The sequence below is a fragment of the Pseudoxanthomonas sp. genome, assembly GCF_027498035.1.
GTDB lineage: Bacteria > Pseudomonadota > Gammaproteobacteria > Xanthomonadales > Xanthomonadaceae > Pseudoxanthomonas_A.
Genome location: NZ_CP114978.1, coordinates 1,869,726 through 1,890,382, shown reverse-complemented (window position 1 = coordinate 1,890,382; position 20,657 = coordinate 1,869,726). Strand labels below are relative to the sequence as shown.

The 20,657-nt window shown below is 58.0% G+C and carries 17 protein-coding genes and 1 pseudogene; 12 read left to right on the top strand and 6 right to left on the bottom strand.

Annotation, left to right across the window (positions count from 1 at the left end; translation table 11 throughout):
• Window positions 1-238 precede the first annotated feature (238 nt).
• The 3 genes from O8I58_RS08165 (at window position 239) to O8I58_RS08155 (ending at window position 3,267) form a co-directional block, all read left to right on the top strand.
• On the top strand, window positions 239-1,012 hold the full coding sequence (locus tag O8I58_RS08165) for a hypothetical protein (RefSeq protein WP_298322177.1): 774 nt from the start codon (window positions 239-241) through the stop codon (window positions 1,010-1,012).
• Between the two features lie 13 nt (window positions 1,013-1,025).
• Window positions 1,026-1,874, top strand: coding sequence for a DUF6602 domain-containing protein (locus tag O8I58_RS08160; protein WP_298322175.1), 849 nt, complete (start codon window positions 1,026-1,028; stop codon window positions 1,872-1,874).
• 466 nt (window positions 1,875-2,340) lie between these two features.
• Window positions 2,341-3,267 (top strand): hypothetical protein, encoded by a 927-nt coding sequence (locus O8I58_RS08155; RefSeq protein ID WP_298322173.1) that lies wholly within the window; start codon window positions 2,341-2,343, stop codon window positions 3,265-3,267.
• A 68-nt stretch (window positions 3,268-3,335) separates the two neighbouring features.
• Here O8I58_RS08155 and O8I58_RS08150 read toward each other — a convergent pair whose 3' ends face one another.
• From O8I58_RS08150 to O8I58_RS08135, 4 genes are all read right to left on the bottom strand, one after another.
• Entirely contained in the window at window positions 3,336-4,394 is a 1,059-nt protein-coding gene (locus O8I58_RS08150; protein ID WP_298322169.1) for a PIN domain-containing protein, read from the bottom strand.
• 588 nt (window positions 4,395-4,982) lie between these two features.
• Window positions 4,983-6,209 carry a TniQ family protein gene (locus tag O8I58_RS08145; RefSeq protein ID WP_298322166.1) on the bottom strand — a complete coding sequence of 409 codons (1,227 nt, stop codon included), beginning with the start codon at window positions 6,207-6,209 and terminating at the stop codon, window positions 4,983-4,985.
• On the bottom strand, window positions 6,206-7,231 hold the full coding sequence (locus O8I58_RS08140; RefSeq protein ID WP_298322164.1) for an ATP-binding protein: 1,026 nt from the start codon (window positions 7,229-7,231) through the stop codon (window positions 6,206-6,208). Before O8I58_RS08140 ends, O8I58_RS08145 begins: the two co-directional genes overlap by 4 nt.
• A 2,560-nt stretch (window positions 7,232-9,791) precedes the next feature.
• The gene (locus tag O8I58_RS08135) at window positions 9,792-10,073 is read right to left on the bottom strand and encodes a hypothetical protein (protein ID WP_298322162.1); all 282 of its coding nucleotides are present in this window, start codon (window positions 10,071-10,073) and stop codon (window positions 9,792-9,794) included.
• Between the two features lie 491 nt (window positions 10,074-10,564).
• Between O8I58_RS08135 and O8I58_RS08130 the strand changes: the two genes are divergently transcribed.
• Window positions 10,565-10,843, top strand: coding sequence for a hypothetical protein (locus O8I58_RS08130; protein ID WP_298322160.1), 279 nt, complete (start codon window positions 10,565-10,567; stop codon window positions 10,841-10,843).
• 46 nt (window positions 10,844-10,889) lie between these two features.
• Here the strand turns inward: O8I58_RS08130 and O8I58_RS08125 are convergent, their stop codons facing one another.
• Window positions 10,890-11,699 carry a hypothetical protein gene (locus tag O8I58_RS08125; RefSeq protein ID WP_298322158.1) on the bottom strand — a complete coding sequence of 270 codons (810 nt, stop codon included), beginning with the start codon at window positions 11,697-11,699 and terminating at the stop codon, window positions 10,890-10,892.
• A 943-nt stretch (window positions 11,700-12,642) separates the two neighbouring features.
• On the opposite strand from O8I58_RS08125, the pseudogene O8I58_RS08120 reads away from it, so the two are divergent.
• Window positions 12,643-12,841: pseudogene (locus O8I58_RS08120) on the top strand (IS3 family transposase); the annotation flags it as partial.
• A 58-nt stretch (window positions 12,842-12,899) separates the two neighbouring features.
• Here the strand turns inward: O8I58_RS08120 and O8I58_RS08115 are convergent.
• A complete protein-coding gene (locus tag O8I58_RS08115; RefSeq protein ID WP_298322156.1) occupies window positions 12,900-13,439 on the bottom strand; it encodes a helix-turn-helix domain-containing protein in 540 nt (179 codons plus the stop codon).
• A 387-nt stretch (window positions 13,440-13,826) separates the two neighbouring features.
• Here O8I58_RS08115 and tssB point away from each other — a divergent pair, with 387 nt between their 5' ends.
• The 7 genes from tssB to tssG all read left to right on the top strand — a co-directional run bounded on the left by tssB (window position 13,827) and on the right by tssG (window position 20,638).
• Window positions 13,827-14,327, top strand: coding sequence for a type VI secretion system contractile sheath small subunit (tssB, locus tag O8I58_RS08110; RefSeq protein WP_298322154.1), 501 nt, complete (start codon window positions 13,827-13,829; stop codon window positions 14,325-14,327).
• A gap of 4 nt (window positions 14,328-14,331) precedes the next feature.
• A complete protein-coding gene (gene tssC / locus O8I58_RS08105; protein WP_298322152.1) occupies window positions 14,332-15,819 on the top strand; it encodes a type VI secretion system contractile sheath large subunit in 1,488 nt (495 codons plus the stop codon).
• An 85-nt stretch (window positions 15,820-15,904) separates the two neighbouring features.
• The gene (locus O8I58_RS08100) at window positions 15,905-16,405 is read left to right on the top strand and encodes an Hcp family type VI secretion system effector (protein WP_298322150.1); all 501 of its coding nucleotides are present in this window, start codon (window positions 15,905-15,907) and stop codon (window positions 16,403-16,405) included.
• A gap of 9 nt (window positions 16,406-16,414) precedes the next feature.
• A complete protein-coding gene (locus O8I58_RS08095) occupies window positions 16,415-17,245 on the top strand; it encodes a type VI secretion system accessory protein TagJ (protein ID WP_298322148.1) in 831 nt (276 codons plus the stop codon).
• Window positions 17,246-17,251: 6 nt separating this feature from the next.
• Window positions 17,252-17,755 carry a type VI secretion system baseplate subunit TssE gene (tssE, locus tag O8I58_RS08090; RefSeq protein ID WP_298322146.1) on the top strand — a complete coding sequence of 168 codons (504 nt, stop codon included), beginning with the start codon at window positions 17,252-17,254 and terminating at the stop codon, window positions 17,753-17,755.
• A gap of 13 nt (window positions 17,756-17,768) precedes the next feature.
• Window positions 17,769-19,652, top strand: a complete 1,884-nt coding sequence (gene tssF / locus O8I58_RS08085) for a type VI secretion system baseplate subunit TssF (RefSeq protein ID WP_298322843.1) — start codon at window positions 17,769-17,771, stop codon at window positions 19,650-19,652.
• Complete coding sequence (gene tssG, locus O8I58_RS08080) at window positions 19,649-20,638, top strand: type VI secretion system baseplate subunit TssG (RefSeq protein ID WP_298322144.1); 990 nt, start codon at window positions 19,649-19,651, stop codon at window positions 20,636-20,638. The genes tssF and tssG overlap by 4 nt, the downstream gene beginning before the upstream one ends.
• Window positions 20,639-20,657: the final 19 nt, after the last annotated feature.

The window sequence follows — 20,657 nt, the reverse complement described above, 5'->3', positions numbered from 1 at the left end:
TCTCGGCCGGTAGCGGGCGTCACGCCGGCATGGCAGCGTCCGACCCAAAGCGGACCTTCGGCATAGTTAGTGCCGGTCTCGTTGATTCGGTCATACGTCGGCTTGTTAGCCGGGCCAAGTCGACCTAAGATCGAGTCGTATCAAGGGAACAGCTCACCATACGGTGCGCTGTTGATAAGTCGCATAACCGGACCCAGGGATCCGGCTATTAGGTAGTTGGCACTCACAGGATGCGCCGTTGAAACCCGATATTTCTGAGTTCTCCTACGGATACGCCGTTACTGAGGAGCTCGTTGCGAAGCATAAGTCTCGAGTTGTTGGTGCGCCCACATTCCCTTCGCTGTATGAAGAAGGAAAGAAGGGCGGTGGATACGACGTAAAGATCCCCTTTAAAGGAACCCCAGTATTCTTGCAATTCAAACTCAGTGACTACCTGAGTCGCAAGAGTGCCAAAGAGCATATTTCTCTTTCCCTGAAGCTCCCCTATTACCGGATGCACCTACGTCCACTTAGGCACTCTCAACAACACCAACTTCTTCTTGACCTTGAGGCCACGGGGGAGGCTGTCTATTACATTGCACCAGAGTTTCATCTCCCAAGAGAGCTGAATCGCCACTACTTGACTCGCACCGTTGTCAATAACTCCGCGGCATTTGCTCCCTCAGCCATTGGGTCTCTACCAGACCCAGATGACCACTATGTCGTCTTCGAGAAAGACAGCACATACGGGTATCGATGCTCGGAGGAACCGAAGAAGCTTGAACGAACAAGCTTGACGTCTGCATTAGAGACACTGCGCAATCTAGATCGAGGTCGAGACTTAGGAGAGGAAGGTCTTTCTGCCCTGACCCGCAAAATGGTTGATGTAGTACGCAGGCGCTCCGGCGTGGAAGGGTTGGGGGCTGGTCCGACCGCGGATGCCCAAGCCATCGCTGAGAGACGCAATCCGATAGAGTCGGCTGCATATCTTGCACGAACGTACTTCTCATGCGAGCTAGTGGTCGTGGGGTGAGTGCTAACAATTCGTGCAAGCCGAAGCCACTTCGTGGCTGGGCTTAATTCAAGCGTTAGATGTCATTGGGGGACTCATGTCACGCGGGTCAAGCAAAGCAAATGAAGCATTTCGGGCGATTCTTGAATCCGCGGCTGATGAGCTGCATTTGGCAAAAAAATCTGCGGCAGCCTTTGAGCACAAGGGCATCCGGGGTGATGAAAGAGCAGCCGCATTGGCAAACTTTTTCAAAAAACATCTCCCGAGCAATGTCGCAGTATCGAAAGGTGAAGCAATTGACCACCACGGCAGGAGAAGCGGTCAACTTGATTTGATCATGTATGACTCGGATATCGCTGCGCCAATCGCCGTCCAATCAGAGAATGTTTTGGTGCCGGCCGAAAGTCTCTTGGCCGTCGTCGAAGTCAAGAGCATCGTATCTCAGAGCGAGCTGAACACTTGTTATGCGGCCGCGGCAAAAGTGCGGCGTCTCAGGCCGTTCAAGCATCAGTTTATAGGCGCTAGAACTGATGGAGCGCGAGCAGAAGATGGGAGATTGAGATGCCTTTACACAGTTTTTTCGTACGACTCAGATCTTGGAAAGAAAGACTGGATGGAGAAGGAGTTCAAGCGAATTGAGTCGGCATCGAGAGATGCAGCTGGAACACTCGATCTAATTGACATCGTCTATGTTCTTAGTAGCGGGATGATTCGACCCGGAAGCAAAACCGCTAAGACAAACGGCGGCGAACAGATCGATACGTTTCTGCATTTCTATCTACATGTTATGAACTTCTTGCGTAGAGAAATGCAGCGTAGGCCGCTCATGGATTGGCAAGCTTATTCTTCGAAGACAGATTCAGGCTGGAAAAAGCTCACGTAGTTATCCACCTGACATCTAAAAATTCGTTCAAGCCTAGCCGGTAGTTCCTTCGCTTTGGTGGACACCCTGACATAACGATCAGAAGCGTCTGCATGCCAACACCACGCCCTACTTTCGGCCGGTAGCCGTCTTCCTTCTGCCGTGGCAGCATCAAACCGTGGGTTCAGACGGCCGATGCAACATATTTGAGGCTGCCGTTTGGTAGCCGGAGCTTTGCAGATGGCTAATATTCTAAATACCTACAACCCCGGTATCCAGAACGCGCGGCTGTGGGAACGCAGGAGGCGCGGCGTTTCGCTAAGGACTTAAGAGGCTAGTCTCATCGCTGGATTTCACAAATCGCGGTCCGATCCTGCCATGTTGGATCACTCCAGAACCTTGTCTGCTAACCTCTTGGGTGTAGGGACGGAGCTGTGCTTCATGCAGTGGGCCGGGCCGAGAGAAGGGCATTCCTAGGGAAGCCGGAGTGGTCGAGGATATCTACAACATCTACCTGTTCTTCGACCCCAAGGGGCGCTGCGCCAGGGCCGGTTACGCTGTGCATGCCCACACAGGAAGTGACGAGGAAGGTCTACAGCGACTGACTAAGATGGTGAAGGCCGACCTTCAGCGTGCCACCAAGCTGAATTTGCGCACATCCTTTTCGATACACGAGTACAACACCCGCTGCCGGCTCGGTACAGCCACGATGCTATACGACGAGGTATTGCAGCATGCTGGTGCTGGCCTCTCACCGTTGATGGTAGTCACCCCGGTATTGAATGGGAAAACTCACTTCAACCACACTTCGCAACATGGCGATTTTGATGTAAGTGAGGCCAGCGAAGCTGCCGGAGAGCACGGAAAGATGGTGGATTGGCTAGTCAAGTACACAAGTGACAGAGGCATCGATTTATCGCAGCTAATCCATGATGACTACTTCGCCGCCATCAAGTTGACGTTCCAAGCCCAACAGTACGTCTCGTCGATGAAGTTGCTGCTGAGCTGCATCGACAGCATCGCATACATCGAGTTTGGGGACGAGCGAGGTGCACCAACTTTCGTGCGTTGGCTGCACGCTTATGCCGATCTAGATCCTCTAGGCATCACTGCTGAGGAGCTGTGGGAGTTGCGGAACGGGCTTCTGCACATGACCAACATCAGTTCGTCTGCAGTTAAGCAAAGCAGGGTGCGTCGGATTTCTTTCCGTATCGGGAACTCGCAAGCAGCGCTGCCGGACACAGGCAGCGCCTACTATTTTGACTTCCGTGGTCTGATCAATGTATTCGCCCAGGCGCAGGCGAAGTGGCTCCAGACCTACAGCGCAAGCCCGGATAAATTCAACAAATTTGTGGAGCGCTACGACGAGACCGTTTCAGACGGGCGTCTGGCCTACCACTCAATTTCCAGCTAGTTGACCAGCAGCTCCGCGCATACGCAGCTCTTGATGCTAGCTTTGCAAGACAGCAGGCGATGCTGAAGCTACCGATACTGGTCGTAAGGCTGAAGGCTGAGATAAACGCTCCAGAGTTCGCGGACCTCGCAGTCGTACACGCTCACTGGCTTTCCATCTTCCATGTCGACTAGGAAGCTAAACGCAAAGTCCCTGGTCGACGCGTTGGTCTTGCCATCCACGTTCTCGAACGGGATCAGGCGCTTGTCCTCGCTGTCCCAAATCGCGTTGTCCCAGTCTGGATGAGAGAAGCCAACTTCCAACTCGGCTGAGCAATTCCCGAATCCGATATACGTCTTCTCGCCCTCGATAATCCGGTAGAGCGAGCGCACCTCCAAATCATCAATGCGCAGAAGCTCAAGGAGCTCAATCTCGGCATCCTCGATGTCGTCCGCATCAAGTGTATGGTCAGCAAGCGCTTCGGTCATCGATTCTTCGAAAAGCACAGGTTCTGCCTCTATGACTTCCATCAACGCTTTGTCTTCAGGCTGCAGGCCAAGTGCCTCAAGCAACCCGGGCATCGTACTCACGCGCGCGATGTGTTTGTGCTTGCCACATGCGTCAGTGAAGTCGCCGTCTTGTGAAAGAACAAGCAGCGAAGAGTCTTTCGAAGTCGTCGCTGAAATCGCAGCGAAAATGAAGGCATCCGGGAACTGGTCCTTTTTCGCTGAAGGCCCGAACAACCCCTTACCATGGGTGTAATCCTCCAGCACCGCAGATGGTTTGACTGTATCGACGCTTGTGATATCTACCTTGAAGCGACCCTTCAACGCACCGGTCACTGCATCCAACTGCTGCTTATAGATTTTCTGCCTCAATTTGTCTCGATCGATCTCTGGAATTTCGAGTTCCAAATGTCGCTTCGCCGCAGTGCGCAGCTCGGCTTTAGTGAGCGGCTCCACCTTGTCAAATTCGATCTTTGTGAATCTTTTGACGACTTCTGTAATGGTCAGGTCGGTAACGAGCACGCGCACAAGACCATGCTCGACCAAATCTTGGAGCGTGGATGCTTCGGCTTTGCCGAACTCATATCCCCAAGTGATCCAAGTGTTCGCGTCGACGAATACACGCTGAGCGGGATGGGCCATCGAAAAGTTCTTTCAAAGTCTTGTTCGAATTTAGCATGTGGGGCGTTGCTCTTGTAGCTGGTAACTCGCATGGCTGGATTGTTACGCGCACTGCCTCCGCACTGACAATTGAGGAGGTCTCACGAACTCTAATCCTTAGCCTGAATAGCTTCAGCTATTGACAGGTATCCGTCATCCCGAGGCCATGGCAGTATCCGACTCGGATCGGACATCGCAATTTCCCTGCTGCGACGGGGCACAGGGTGCTGCGACGCTGGGTCTTGGTAGCCGCGGCGCTGAAACATTGGGGGATACCAGTCCATTGCCCGACGCGCTGATGGAGATCCAGCGCTAAAGCTCGACGATCACGAATGCCGCCGAGGCCCAGGAACGACTCATTTATCAATTTCACCTCGACCCGCGGCACCGCGGCGAGCAGGGTCGTTCTGACGCATCAACTGAAATCGTCGTAGAGGCCAAAGTTTGCTGAGCGGGTGGCGAGCTATCTCTATTTATGGTCGTGCTTGCGAAGACTACTCTCTATAGCCCGCTTTCTAGCGCCGCCAGTAGCTAAAGAAAAGTCAGAATCCGGTGCGAGCCAAAGATCTGTTACGGGCTATCTGAGCTGCAATCGACCAGCCCTCTGACGACGTGCACCGGCGCACCAGACGCCGCGCAGACCTGGGCCACGAATTCCTTGATGGTCAACTGCGCACGCATATCTGCTCGCGCGGCGATCGCAACGATCGCCTTTATTCTCAGCTGACTGGCCTTGCTTTTCTTCCACTCGATGTATTTTCTGCCGAGTTCAGCCGTTAGGTCAGGAAAGGTGCCAAGAGCAGCCGAGTGGCTGAAGTCATTGTTCCTGCAGAGCTCTTGCGTGGATGGGAATGGCGGGCCGCTTTGAATCGCCAACTCAAGCTTGGTTTTAAACCAAGCGGTTCGCTTATGCCGTAGATGTGAGGATGGCCTAGTAGCTCGCGTCTTGGGCGGCCGCTTGATGTTCAGGGTCGCCTGACGTGCCGCTTCTGCGGGGTCCGTGATGAGCTGGATGACATCGACGCCGAAGTGTGTCGCCACAGCGATCAGCGTGGTCAGTTGCGGTTTGGCGGGAAGCCTCCGGTTATGAATAATATCGCCCAAATGTTTGGCGACGTATTTGTCAGCATCATCTATATCCTGGAGGAACGTTCGGATCGGCTGCTGCTTTGCCGCGCCTATTGAGGAGATGCCGCGAACAAGCGCTTCGACCCTGTCCTCGCCAAATTCGGGCCGGGGCGCGTACTCCGCCCTCGTGACTTTCGCCGCGAGACTCTGCCTACAGAATACGCAGACATGGAGCTCCTCCCGGCTTCTGTCGCTGGTCTGACACCCGCCGCAATGTGGGCAGCTCAAGCGCAGGCGGAGCTTATGCAAACTGCAGCGCATGTAGCCTTGTACCCGCCACAGTAAGCGATCATAGGTTGGCTCGCCAGATGCGATGTCATCATTGAAGCAACCCGGGCACCAAGACCGCGAGTGAGCGATCGAGCCGATGCAGTTCGCCGCACATAGATTCCTGAGCGGCAGCAAGGTGCACCCTGTGAGATCAACACCAAGCGCGTCGCGCAGGGCCTCAATCGCCAGCGTCACATTGGGACTATATCCATCCCAACGCAATTCCTCACAGCGGGGAAGATATCTGCTTCGCTCGACCTCCCACCAATCGCGGACGTTTGTTACAAATTGGTGTCGAGTGACGCCATGCGCCACAGCCAGACGTTGCAATACAGATGAAAGGCACTCCACCTCAAGCGCCCCGAGCGCGACAGGCCGCAACGAGAAGTATCGCGTCATGGCACCACCTTAGGCCTACTGATGGAGTCACGCGCCGGGTTTCGCCTGCCTGGCTTCAGGCGTCGAAATTTCCGGCCCACTCCCCTCTCATCTGTTGAAGATGTGCTGCTCGCATCTTTTCCATGGCCTTCCTTCTCGACAGGCCTCAGAACATTCTCTCCATAGTTGATCTCACTGGCTATGGCATCGATCTGCTGCAGATAGCGTACGTTCCGAAAGTGCTCCTTCCTTAGGCGCGTAGCACCTGAGGCATCCATCTTCCCAAGTGCCGCGAGAACCCAGCTAGTGACAAGGCCACACGAGCCTAGAGTGCCGTCGTAGACAAGGTCGCTCATTGAAAGGAGCGAATTGTCCTTTGCCCATGGAAGAAGCTGATCGAAGGTCGCCAGGATCGACTCAAACTGCTTCATTTGAAGATCGCTTGTGCCATAGCGAGGAAACTCAATTAGCGTGAGCCTGCCATTGAAGTGCGCGGAACAGAAGCAACCCTTCAGTAACTCGTAGCTCCCAACCAGCACGATCACCGCGCCAGTCTCGTTGCCTAAGCACTTCAGCGATTCAAGCGCGGCCTCCCTCCCGCCGCTATTCTTGATCCTCAGCAGATGATGCGCTTCGTCAACGATGATCAGCTTGGTCTCTCTGTACTTGACCGCTCTGCGGAGTGCCAGCCTTGCGTTCGTTTCGGTCTGAGATACGCGGGACTTGCCGCTCGATGCACCGTAGAACGGATGCTCCAACTGACCAAGTAGGTCAAGCGTCAGATATCGCATCGACATAAAGCCAGCATCGGTCCGACTACAGTCGACGATCACGTAGGGGATGTATCCATCCTTCGTCCTCGGATAGACCTGCTTCGCCGCCGCACGGATGGCCGTACTTTTTCCCACCCGAGTTGGACCCACGAGCGCCAGAACGGTGCCTGGTACGGCAAATGTTATTTGCGAAACGGTAGCTTTAATGGTCTGGTCGAAGTGTAGGTGTCTCACCTTGGCATTGGCGATGCTGTCGCGAAGGGGCTTCATGACCAGTACTCCGTCTTGAGCGCCGCGGCCGCAATATGGCGTTTCTTCGGCCTTTTTCTTGTTGTCGATCGCGTGGCCTTCTCTGGCGTAGCTGTCTTCGCAGGGGTTCCCTCAGCAAGTAGCCTGGTCAGCCTGGCCGATGTAACGGTTTGCTCCTTCAAAAGCAAGCCGCGCACATCCGAGCACTCTAGATTTCTGATGGACTCGAGAGCAGGAGCGAAGTCCTTCGTGAGGTCAACTGTCGACAGAGAAGCGTAACGACACGGGACCAGCACGCCGTTTACGTCTGCATACAAGGTATTCATATCCCAAGGCTCTTCGAAGACCCTGAGTCTCGTGTCATAATTTTTTGACTCGAATAGCTTTGAGTGACTGAACCAACGGCCGAGGTGACGAATTCCGCGCGCGAAATCCACCTTAAGCGGTCTCTTGAGCGGCACCGCAGTAAGCGCCAAGAATTCGGAGTCGAATGCGACCGACACACCACTCTCAGGAAAGAGCGCTAGGGCGTTTTCTGACTTGGTGGATCGACTATCGACGTCGCTGCGTGCCGCACTCGAATTGAAGAGCTCAAACGCGAACCGATCGATTGCGCTATAAGCCTCAAAGAGCGTCCAAGCTGCATGTGCTCTTCCTTTGTGACTTGCGACTGCAGAACGACCCCTAGCGTCATTGTTGGTGTTGCCATGTTGTGCGCTCAAGAACGCCTTTAAGGAGTGAAACCATGCTTCGATCGTGCTTCCGTACCTGGGACGCCCTGGTGGTCGACGCTGAATTGCCACGCCTAGCCGAGCAAGTACGACTTCGAAGTACTCGGAATGGAACTCCGCTCCGTTGTCGACCACGATCGTCTCTGGTAGCCGCCCATGTCGTCTAACACAGTCTCGGATGACAGAAAGGCAACTCCGACGACTTGGAGGCATGAAACTTAGTGATACAGCGAGCACAGCGCCAGTCGCTTCGTCGCGCATCGCTGTAAGTTGAGGGCGTCGCGTGTATCTCTTTTCCCCTTCCGCGATCACTACATGGATGTCGCAGAGGTAATGATCAACATGCGCACGTTCGAAGGCTCTGATGGAAGAAAGGCGCTTAAAGATCGGAGCAACAGGTTGCGCTGCAGCGGCGGCGGCGCGCTTACCGCTGCGTTCGGCCGCCAACTGTTCTTTAGGAATACGCTTGATTCGGGCCACATACGTTGGATATGCGACTGGTACTGAGGACTTAGGCAGCGCCTTTCTTGCAACAGCCTCTTGATGGTCGACTAGGTATTGGCCGTAAGCCGCAAAGCGTGAAGTGCAGAGGTGGCTAAGGTAGTGCTCCCGCAAAGATGATGTGAGTAAGCCCTCCTCGCCATCAGAGAGGCGCGGAGTCCGGTTTCCCTTGCTGCGATGGTGTGGCCTGAGACCGAGGACGTCTCCTCCTGATGCTTGCAGCCTCTTCCTCCACCGGCTGATACTTCTGCGGGACCTGTGGGTCTGAATTTCTCCACGTATGGTGAGAAGTCGATGATGGGCCTCCTGTAGCTCCGCGCTCGACAGCTGGCTCACCATGCCACCGGCGCCTGCTAGTGCTATCTGTGCGGAAACGTGTGCTCCTATTGCATTTTTGGATCGCGAAATGAAGCACTCGTCTGGCGCGGACAGTCTCCAACGGTCTAGGTCAGTGAAGAGTTCGCCGAGCTCCACGAGTCGCACTACCGGCGTGGCTGTCGTAATGCCAGAAGAGAGCATGAGCTGCCCCATACTGATCACTGCATCGACAGAGAGCGCAGCTACGGCCTTACATAGGCGCCTCGCGACCTCCAGTTCGACGCCCGCACCTCGAACATGAAGCAACAAACGGTAATTATCCGCGCGGATTTTGTGTGCCTGACCGCTTGAATAGACTAGATGAGGCAAGCCCAATTCTTTGAAGCGTTCAGAAGCAGCGGTGTCGTCAGCTACCCCTTTGCTCCAGCTCCAGCGATGCGGGTACTCATGAGACAGTCGCTCGCATTGATCGGCGGGTTTGACTTGGACGACCTGGACTTCACTTCGCCTAATCACCAGGAAGTCCGGAACGTAGTGACGGCGGCTAAGACGACCTCTCTTATCGCTAACAGCAAGAGCAACGCTGGGCGGCTGCTCCCAGTATTCGAGGACCTCCTCGTCATATTCCAACTGGATGGCGAGCGTGAACTCTTCGGAGCTTTCCAATGCCACGGTGGTCCCCATCTTGGCGCTCGGATAGCGCCAGACGGTGTTGTTTACCTCATTCGACTCAACTCTACGGGCGGGTGCGCTAGACCTAGCTTGGCTCACATAGTCGATCGCGAGCTCTGACAATCCCAGACGTCTCGCATAGTTCCTGAATTCGGCAGCAGTGATAGGCATACGACCTCCTGCACCGCGGTGGCCCGCGGCGGAGAAAAGAGAAGGCACGCGGCAGTGGCCGCGGGGCTTGACTTACCTGGAGGGCTGCTCGCAATATCTAGCGACGGGCGAGAATCCGTACGCTAGACCAAAGGCCGCACACTGCAAATGTGCGGCCTTTGCTTTTGAGGGCCCCGTGGCTAACTAGCTCATGAGGCCACCTCCTTATTGTTCAGCGATTGCTGTAGCCAGGCGCAGATCTCTTCTCTTCGGGCGAACCAGCCACGACGGCCCGACAGCTGGAACATCTCAACCTCGAGACGCCCCGTTCGACGCGCCTTGGCCAACGCCTCGCGTGACGGAAAACCCATCAGGCGTGCGGTGTCCGCCGCCGAAAGAATCGGGCTGTTCGGGATAATTACTCCAGACGGCAACGCGCTCCACTGAGCGGCTTCTGGGCGCGGCATTGCTATCTCGTCTGAACTGGCCACTGTTAGTCCCGTTCTATCCGTATAAGAGCTGCCAGTACGAACAAATACCGCACAATGCCGTACAATGCAAGTCATTGATTTGATTGATATATTTATATCGCACTTCGACTCCCGAATGATCTGTGACTGCCACAGATGCATGTCGCCTAGTAGATGAGCTTCCCACTGCAAAGGAACTGATAAAAATGGCAGACACTGACTATCCGGCCGAAGACCATAGCGCTCAGATTCTCGAATTCAGCTTGAGGTCTTCAGGCACTGGTTACCAAGTTTCGCGAGTAAGCCAACTGGAGGGCTTGGACCGCTTACGCAGAGGGTCAGATGTCTCTTGGCTTGGTCAGTGTGCGATTCCGGAGGACGTTCTGCTTGAGCTGTCCCAACTGCTCGACATGCACCCGGAACTTCGCGCGATGAAAGTTATGGATCAAAGCGGATGCGAAATGGCACTTTGGACCGGCAATCTTCCCAATGGTTACAGTCGAGGCATCTAGATGGCAGGCATCTACACGACAACTAGTCATCCCGATGGATACCACGGGCTCGCGTGGTTTGAGATCAGAGGCAATCAAATCTATACAACCGTCAGCCATCCCGATGGATACAGCGGGCTCGCATGGTTTGAGATCAGAGGCAACCAGATCTATACAACCGTATGCCATCCCGATGGATATCACGGACTTGCTTGGTTTGAGATTAGCGGCCAACAGATTTACACGACGGTTTCCCACCCGCAGGGCTACCACGGACTCGCCTGGTACGAAATTCGCTAGAATTTCATTGCGCGCATTTCGCTCATTGATCAGAGAAGGCCAGAAATCAGGGCGTGACATTTCCCATGGGATCACACACCCAATTTTCGTTCTTGAGCTTGATTGATTTGGCGCAATGGTCGAATCGCTCGATGTCTGAAATGGCGACTGCGACAACGTCGCCACGGCGAGCTAGAGCACACCACGCCTCTGAGCAACCAATTACAACTCCGCTCTGGGCTTCGTCCTCACCTTTGATGTGAGCAAGCAGTCTTGTTTCATAATTTCCAACCGTGCCCGATCCTGTGAAGTACGCTCGGTCTTGCTTCGCGTCGTCCTTCCCTACGTGATCGGCCAGTAGAACTGATCCAAAAATCGCCATCAAGACGATCAAAAAGCCAAGGAAACCAGTGTTTATCCACTGTAACGGCCACAGAGTCGCCAGATATCGCCACGCAGGACTCTTTCGTGATCCTGGTGATCGACGCCGCGCACGCCGGATGGTTAGCGCCTTCTTCCTAAGCCATCTCTCGAAGGCCAGCTGTAGCGCTCTTACAAGTATCAGGATTAGCAGCGCCGAGAGCATTGCAGCAGCCCAAACTCCCAGTGCGCCGAATGGAGTCCAAGAGAAGGCCTTTAGAACAGACTTGATGACAAGGCTAAAGCCGAAATAGACGTAGTCCTCTGACGGATATTTCATGATGCTTGCAGACACACCGAACGAGCGCCAGTAGGCCTCGCGGTGCAAGCGGCCTACAAAATAGAGCGTCGGAACGACGATCGCGATCAGAGGGATCACATATGAGACTACGACGCCTATGAATCGGCGTATCTGGTCGGCCAGGGCCTTTTCTGTGATGTCTTGCACTGTGTTCAAGCAAGTGAGCCTGCTCGAAGCATAGCCGCTCATCGACCTGATTGGATCGAGCCGATGGGGGCCGAACTTCTATCTTGGCCTATCCCGCCAACTTACGCTTTTAATTGGCGGCCAACTTATGCCTTCAGGAACACAGGCTGCTTGTGCGCCAAACCACAGATTGGCAGGTTTGGCCAAGGCATGAAGTGGATAGCACAAAGTTTGGCTTTCTGGTGCTGAGTGTTCCCGCCGTGCTATGCGGCGAATCGGTTGGTTCTATCTGCCAAGGGGCCAGTCGGGCCGCAATCTAGATGGGCATCAGGCTCATGGGTGTGCCTGCACAATATGTGTGGATACCTCGCTCGCGCGATGATGTGGTCAAATCCAGTTGGGCGGCGTTCCCATGCATGATTATCCTTGCGATTAATAATGGGAATTCAGATCAATTTTTATCTTACTGATGAAGACCAGGTTTCTCTCTTGGAGGAAATTCGGTCTACCGTTTGTATGGTTTTGTTGGTTCGCAACGGAGTGCGGGGATACCATATCTCCCGCCATCTTGGGTACATCGATGGTGATTGGCGGGCCAGCTACTTGGCGAGGGTTGGGCTGATTTCCAATAAGGAAGGTTTTGCAAAACTAAATTCCACGGTTTATCCGGGCGCAGGATTTATTGAATTTGGTCGCCCCTGGGTGGATGGCAGGACATTGAAGAGGGGGCGGCTATGGTATTCGAACTTGAAAGCGGATCCGGACCTGAGCTCTAAGGAGTTGGATGAGAGTAGGGAGTGGGTGCACAAGATTTATGGGTTGGCAAGGAAAAGGCTGACGCGGATCTCGCCGGGTATATGGGCAGGGTCTTGTGCATTGGGTGGTGTAGAGCGCGGTGAGCTTGTATACGGCCCCTGAAATCATCGGCGCCAACTGGATATTTTTGTAGATTAATCATTTGGTGTTGCCGTGTAGGTCATGTATTTGTGTCGGCCCATCGAAAACGGCGTGATACGCGCAGTCATTGGACTGAAAAATGCGCGATGCCGGATTGATCGCTTGAATCGCGGCGCTTCCTGGAAGCGCCGCTATCCGGCTTCTGGAAACGCTGCGATCAGCTGCGCAGGACGCGGCCGGACTGGAATCCCGAGAGGATCTATCGCGTATTTCGATGTGCCTGCTTGACGGAGGGCGTGGGCGACCGCCTGCATCACTGCGTCAGGCCGGAACTCAGCCGTGTATTGCCCGTAGCTGCTCGTAAACGCCCCGGTCATTGCTATGGGGGATGGCGTCCGATGAGTTACGAAAGGCGCCCCTGTCCAGGTGTTCCTTGCTTGCCGTCCGCGCCTCATCAGCATGCTGCGGATGCGAGTCCTGGCAGCGCTTGCGCCAGCAGGCCGGCGCCATGCCGAAATACGCCTGAAAGGCTCGTTGAAACTGGCGTTCGGAATTGAAGCCGGCCTCGTAAAGCACCCAGGTGATGCTGCAATCCGGGTGATCGCGCAGGTAGGCGTGGGCCCAGGAGAGGCGGCGGGCACGAATATGGTGTGCAACCCCGCCAATGTTCTGGAAGAGGCGGTAAAGCGTGGCGCGTGACAGATGGAAGGTTCTCTGCAGTGTGTCGCCGGACAGTTCCGCGTCGAACAAGTGGTTGTCGATGTGGGAAATGATCCGTTTGGTCAGCGTCGTCCGCCGCCAGTCCTTGTCTTCACCCGTGATCGCGGCTGCTTGCGTTGCCGCAACTCCCAGGCTGCATGCCATCTGGCCCATCGTGTGCTCCCCCTGTTTCAGGCCCCCGGTTATCGAGGGACTGACTCCTTAATCGGGAAAAGCGTCGAGAACCCATCACGGGATCTTCATGCAGTTGCGCTGGAGGGACTGAGACGGATTGACGGGTGGATCCATGGGGCGCTGCCTAGAGTTGCCCCACACGCTGCCTGACACGTCCGCGGACGGGCGCATGCGCCCAGCCATCGAGGTGGGCAGCGTAGGGACCCAGGCAGCGCGGGGTCGGAGACTTCTCCTGCTTTTGCATGGAAGGCGACTCCGGCATGCGGACGAGGGGTCTGTCGGGGTCATCGCGCTGCATCGATGCGATGGCGTCCTTCCGACAGGCCTCGCTCCTGGTCAGAACTCTTCCTCCAGGAGCCAACCGCCATGGCAAACAGTCAGAAGTTCATCGCCCGCAACCGGGCGCCGCGTGTGCAGATCGAATACGACGTCGAGGTCTACGGCGCGCAGAAGAAAGTGCAGGTGCCCTTCGTGATGGGGGTCATGTCGGACCTCTCCGGCGCCAATGCCGGCGAGCTGCCCTCGCTGGAAGAGCGCAAGGCGCTCGAGATCGACGTCGACAACTTCGATAGTCGCCTGCAGTCGATGAAGCCCCGCGCGGCCTTTGCGGTTCCCAATACCTTGACGGGCGAGGGGAGTCTGGCGGTCGACATCACGTTCGAAAGCATGGATGACTTCTCTCCGGCGGCCGTGGCCAGGAAGGTCGAGCCGCTGGCCAAGTTGCTCGAGGCACGCACGCAACTGGCGAACCTCGATACCTACATGGACGGAAAAGCCGGCGCGGAGAACCTCATCGCACAGGCCATCCGTGATCCGGCACTGCTGCAGTCGCTGGTGTCCGCAGCCAAGCCAGAAGACAAGGAATAAGCGCATGTCGACCCAGATCGCGGCCGAACAGGTCGCCACACAGACCCTCGAAGCTGGTGACTTTTCCTCACTGCTGACCAAGGAATTCAAACCCAAGAGCGAGCGTGCCAAGGAGGAGGTCGAGTCGGCGGTGCGCACGCTGGCAGAGCAGGTGCTGAGTCGCGCCGATGTCATCGGCGAGGATGTTTCCCAGACCATCAAGGCATATATCGCCGAGATTGATCGCAAGATCACAGAGCAGCTCAACCTGGTGATGCACAACGAGGATTTCCAGAAGCTGGAAAGTGCCTGGCGCGGCCTGCATTACCTGGTCAACAACACCGAAACCGACACCCAGTTGAAGGTCCGGGTGTTGAACATCTCCAAGAAGGAGCTTGGCAAGACGCTCAAGCGTTACAAGGGAACGGCCTGGGACCAGAGCCCGATCTTCAAGAAGATGTACGAAGAAGAATATGGTCAGTTGGGCGGCGAGCCTTATGGCTGCCTGGTGGGCGACTACTATTTTGATCACAGTCCGCAGGACGTCGAACTGCTGAATGGCATCGCGCAGGTCGCGTCCGCCGCGCACGCGCCCTTCATCGCGGCAGCGGCACCGACCTTGATCGGCATGGATAGCTGGAACGAACTGGCCAATCCGCGTGACCTGGCCAAGATTTTTTCCACGCCCGACTACGCGTCATGGCGTTCGCTGCGCAGCTCGGATGATTCCAAATACCTGGCGCTGGCCATGCCGCGCACGCTGGCGCGGTTGCCGTACGGTGCGAAGACCGAGCCGGTGGAGGAGTTCGATTTCGAGGAGGACACCACGGGCGCCGACTCATCCAAGTACAGCTGGCAGAACGCGGCGTATGCGATGGCGGTGAACATCAACCGTTCGTTCAAAACCTATGGATGGTGCTCGCGCATCCGCGGCGTGGAGTCCGGCGGTGCGGTCGAAGGGCTGCCGACGCATACCTTCCCGACCGATGACGGCGGCGTGGACATGAAGTGCCCGACCGAGGTGGCCATCACCGATCGCCGTTCGGCCGAGCTGGACAAGATGGGCCTGATGCCACTGGTCCATCGCAAGAACTCGGACATGGCCGCCTTCATCAGTGCACAGTCGCTCAATCTACCGGCGGAGTTCGATGATCCGGACGCCACTGCCAACGCAGCGCTGGCCGCGCGCCTGCCGTATATGTTCGCTTGCAGCCGTTTCGCGCATTACCTCAAGTGCATCGTGCGCGACAAGATCGGCTCGTTCTCCAGCCGTGAGCAGGTGGAGAGCTGGCTGCAGCGCTGGATCCTCAACTACGTCGATGGCGATCCGGCCAACTCCAGCGAGGAGTACAAGGCCAGCCACCCGCTGGCGGCCGCCGAGGTTGTAGTGGAGGAGGTGGAGGGCGCGCCGGGCTATTACAGCTCCAAGTTCTTCCTCAAGCCGCACTACCAGTTGGAAGGCCTGACCGTCTCGCTGCGCCTGGTGTCCAGGCTGCCGTCCGAGAAGGCCTGATTCCACGGCGTTCGTCGGCATACAGGGGCCGCTGGAGGCGGCCTCTCCCCACTTTCAATGTGTTCCATCACAGGAGTAACGCATCATGGCGTTTGACATGCATCTGAAGTTCGATGGCGGCTCGGTTAAGATCGAGGGCTCGTCCAGTCACAACAAGCACAAGGGCGAAGTGCCGGTCCTGGCCTGGTCCTGGGGCGTGAGCAACAGCGCCGATCTGCACAACAGCGCCACCGGTTCGGGTGGCAAGGCGCACGTGCAGGACATCTCGGTCACCAAGTACGTGGATGCCAGCTCGCACGCGCTGCTGCAGGCCTGCGCCACCGGCGCCCGTCTGGAGACGGCCACTCTGTTCATCACCAACGCCACCGGTGAGCAGACCGACTACCTGACCCTGGAGTTGAGCAACGGCGTGATGGTCACCTCGGTGTCCACCGGTGGTTCGGGCGGCGAGGACCGCTTGACCGAGAACATCACCCTGCATTTCGGCAAGTTCGCCTACAAGTTCCAGCCGCAGAAGGCGGACGGCAAGCCCGATGGCGCAGCCAAGCCGTTTACCTACGACATCCAGGGCGTCAACAAGGTCTGAGTCCGGGACATGGGCGCCAACGTCTCCACCATCGGAAAGCTGGCGCCCACGCAGGCGGAAGCCCTGCTGCGCGAGGGCAGGTTGCAGGCCGCGCTTGATGCGTTGATGGCGCAGGTTCGCGCCGAGGCATCAAACGCTTCGGCACGCGTGTTCCTGTTTCAGCTCCTGGCAGCGAGCGGTCAATGGGAACGTGCCGCTCGCCAACTGGAGACGGCGGCACAGCTGGATGCATCACAACTGCCGATGGCCGCAGCGTACAAGCTGGCACTGGATGGCGAGCGGGTTCGCGCAGCCGTGTTCGCGGGCCAATACCTGCCCACGGTGATCGGCGAGCCGGAGCCGTGGATCGCATTGCTGTTGCAGGCGCAGCAGCTTGATGCCTCCGGGCGCGCTGAGGCGGCGGCGACGATGCGTGCGGAGGCGCTGGTACAGGCGCCCGCCACCGCGGGAAGCATCGATGGCGTGCCATTCGAGTGGATTGCCGATGCCGATAGTCGCTTCGGCCCGTGCCTGGAGATGATCGTGCACGGGGGATACGCCTGGGTGCCGTTTGCACGCGTGTCGGCGTTGGAGTTCAGTGCGCCTGCTTCGTTGTGCGACCTGCTTTGGGCCCAGGTCAAGGTGACCTGGACGCACGGAGGCCAATCGATGGGTGTTGTCCCGGTGCGCTATCCGGGAAGTGACGGCGATGAGGATGATGCGCTCCGGTTGTCACGGCGGACGGATTGGCGCCAGTTGGCAGAGGGCCACTTCGCTGGCCAAGGACAGCGGCTGCTGGCCACCGATGCCGATGAATATGCGCTTCTGGACGTGCGTCGCATCGACTTCGGCACGGTGTAAGCCAGCATGGCTGAACTCACCACCACAGAGCGACTGCAACCTTCCCTGCTCGATCGCCTCACCGACGATGCGCCGGAGCAGAAGGACGAGAGTCGCGAGCGTCGGGTGATCAACGCCGCACGCCTGCGCGAGTGCGTGATGCGTGACCTGGGTTGGCTTCTCAATACGGTGCAGCTTTCAGCCAGCGCCGATCTTGGCGCCTATCCGCAGGTCGCAGATTCGGTGCTGAATTACGGGATCCCGGATTTATGCGGGACAAGCCTGCGCGGCGCGGACGTGGAGGCGCTGAAGCGGCGCATCCGCGATGCAATCCTCGCATTCGAGCCAAGGCTGACGCCGGCCACCCTGCAGGTGGACGTGCACATGGATGAAGATCGGATGGATCAGACGAGTCTGTCTTTCGATATTCGATCGGAAATGTGGGCGCAGCCGATTCCGATGCGGTTGTACCTCAAGACAAGGGTGGATTTGGAGAACGGCCGCGTCGACCTGACGGAAAGCTACGGTTGAGGCGCGCCCGATGATCGATCCGCGCCTGCTCTCCTACTACAACCGCGAACTCCAGCACGTCCGTGAAATGGGCGGCGAATTCGCCCATGCCTATCCCAAGATCGCCGGTCGGCTTGGGTTGGAAGGCTTCGAATGCGCGGACCCGTACGTGGAGCGCTTGCTCGAGGGCTTCGCCTTTCTCGCCGCGCGTGTCCAGCTCAAGCTTGATGCGCAGTACCCGGTGTTCACCCAGCATCTGCTGGAAATGCTGTACCCGCACTACCTTGCTCCGATTCCATCGATGGCGGTCGTGCAGCTGCAGCCTGATGCCGGTGAGGCCGCCTTGGCGAGCGGGCACCGGGTGCCGCGCCAAAGCGTCCTGCGCAGCCAGCTTGCGCCGGGTGAGCGAACGGCATGCGAGTTCCGCACCGCGCACGATGTCACCTTATGGCCGCTGGCATTGCGTGAGGCCCGCTATCTCGATACGCCCGCGGCGCTGGCTGCGGCAGGCATCGAGTTGCCTGGCGGTCGTGCCGTGCGTGCGGGAATTCGCCTGCGCATGGAAACGCTGGCCGGCGTGCACGTGGCCATGCTGGCGCTTGATGCGCTGCCCATCTTCCTGGCGGGTGCGGACGAACAGCCGCGCCGGTTGTACGAAAGCATCCTCGGGCGTAACGCGGGCTTTGTGGTGCGTGCAGTGGGGGCGAACGGACCGGTTAGTCTGTATCGCCCGCCGTCTGCGGTGGCTGGGACCGGCTTTGAGGATGCCGAGTCGCTGATTCCCTACGGTGATCGATCTTTCAGTGGCTATCGCCTGCTGCAGGAATATTTCGCGTTGCCGCAGCGCTTCCTGTTTGCCAATTTCGATGGCCTGCAACCGTTGCTGCGCCGTGCCGAAGGCAGCACCTTCGAGATCGTGGTGCTGCTGGAGCAGGGGAATCCGGCACTCCACAACGCCATCAGCGTCGAGAACTTCCGTCTGTTCTGCACCCCAGCGATCAACCTCTTCCCGCACCGCGGCGATCGGATTCACCTGGAGCCCGGTTGCAGCGAGTATCACGTGGTGCCGGACAGGACGCGTCCGCTGGATCTGGAAGTGCACAGCCTGCAGGCTGTGGATGGCTACGGGGATCGTCAGGAGCCGGAACAGCGTTTCGAGCCGTTCTATGGCGGAGGTCTGCAACGTTGGCACAGCCAGCAGCGCGCCTATTTCACCACGCGTCGCGAGCCGCGGCTGCTGACCACGCGCCAACGCCGGGACGGGGCACGGTCCAGCTACATCGGCAATGAGATGTTCATCAGTCTGGTCGATGATACCGACAAGCCGTTGCCTACATCGTTGCGTCAGCTGGGCATGCAGATGCTGTGCACCAATCGCGACCTGCCTTTGCAGATGCCGGTGGGCAAGGGAAAAACGGACTTCAATCTCGAGGGTGTTGCGCCAGTCCAGTCGGTACGATGCGTGGCCGGGCCTTCGCGTCCGCGCACGGCGCAGGGCGGCGACGAGACGGCCTGGCGTCTGCTGAGCCATCTCCAGCTCAACTATCTCTCCCTGCTGGATGACGATGCGGGCGCGGGGGCATCTGCGCTGCGCGAAATGCTGACGCTGTACTGCGATCCATTCGATGCCTCCGCGCAGCGCCTGGTCGAAGGCATCAAGTCGGTCGCCAGCCGTCCGATCGTGCGACGCATTCCGGTGCCGGGGCCGATCACCTTCGGGCGGGGCCTGGAGATCACCCTGACCTGCGAAGACGCCGCGCTGGAAGGCACTGGTGCCTATCTGCTGGGGACGGTGATGCAGCGTTTCTTCGCGCGCTATGTGTCGGTCAATTCCTTTACGGAAACCGTGCTGCGCACGCTCGAACGCAATGAGGTGGCCCGCTGGAAGGCACGTCCCGGCCTGAGGCAGACACTGTGAAACTGCAGCAGCTGCAACTTGATGCAGAACGCTACGAGCTCTTTGCGGCCATGCGGCTCGTGGAGCGGGCACATCCGGATCAACCCCGGCTTGGCCATGCAGCGCGCCCGGCGGACGAGCCGGTCCGCTTGCACCAGACGCCTTCGCTGGCCTTCGCGGCTTCGCAGGTCGACTGCTTCGTGGCAGGCGCCGAAGGCACGCCGTCCCACCTCTATGGATTGGCACCCGGATTGTTTGGCCCCTTTGGGGCATTGCCGTTGCATCTGACCGAATACGCCATTGGCCGGGCCAGCCACGCGCGCGACGACACCTTCACTGCCTTTGCCGACCTGTTCCATCACCGGATGCTGTGCCTGTTCTATCGCGCCTGGGCCGATGCACAGCCGGTGGTTCACGCCGACCGACCGGAAGCGGACCGCTTCGCTGCGTGGACGGGTGCCCTGGTCGGCACCGGAACACCGGCCACCGATGGGCGTGATGCGTTCCCCGACGCGGCGCGGCGTCACTTCTCCGGCCGCTTGCTGGGTGTTGCCTGCAACGCTGAGGGTCTGCGCGCGTTGGTGCAGGCGGTGACCGGTGCGATCGCCGAGGTCGTGGAATTCGTTGCCGAGTGGATGTCGCTTCCAGCCGATGCGCATCTGCGACTGGGCGGCGGTGAGGCGGTGGCCAGCCTGGGGCAGAGCAGCGTGTTGGGCGCGCGGGTCCGTGGCGCCCAGCAGCGCGTGCGCCTGCGCCTGGGGCCGCTGACGCGCGACCAGTTCCAGCAGATGCTGCCAGGGGCGCAGGCGATGAAGACACTGACCGCCGCCGTGCGCAGCTATCTGGGCGATGCGACAGGGTGGGACGTGCAACTTGTCCTGCGCTCGGATCACGTGCCGCGAACCCGCTTGGGCATTGGCGGCCGCCTTGGGTTGGACAGCTGGCTGGGCCAGCGCAGTTACGACCTGGCCGATGCCGACGAGGTCATCCTCCACCCGGCGGCCTGACGTTCTTTCGATTCATCAC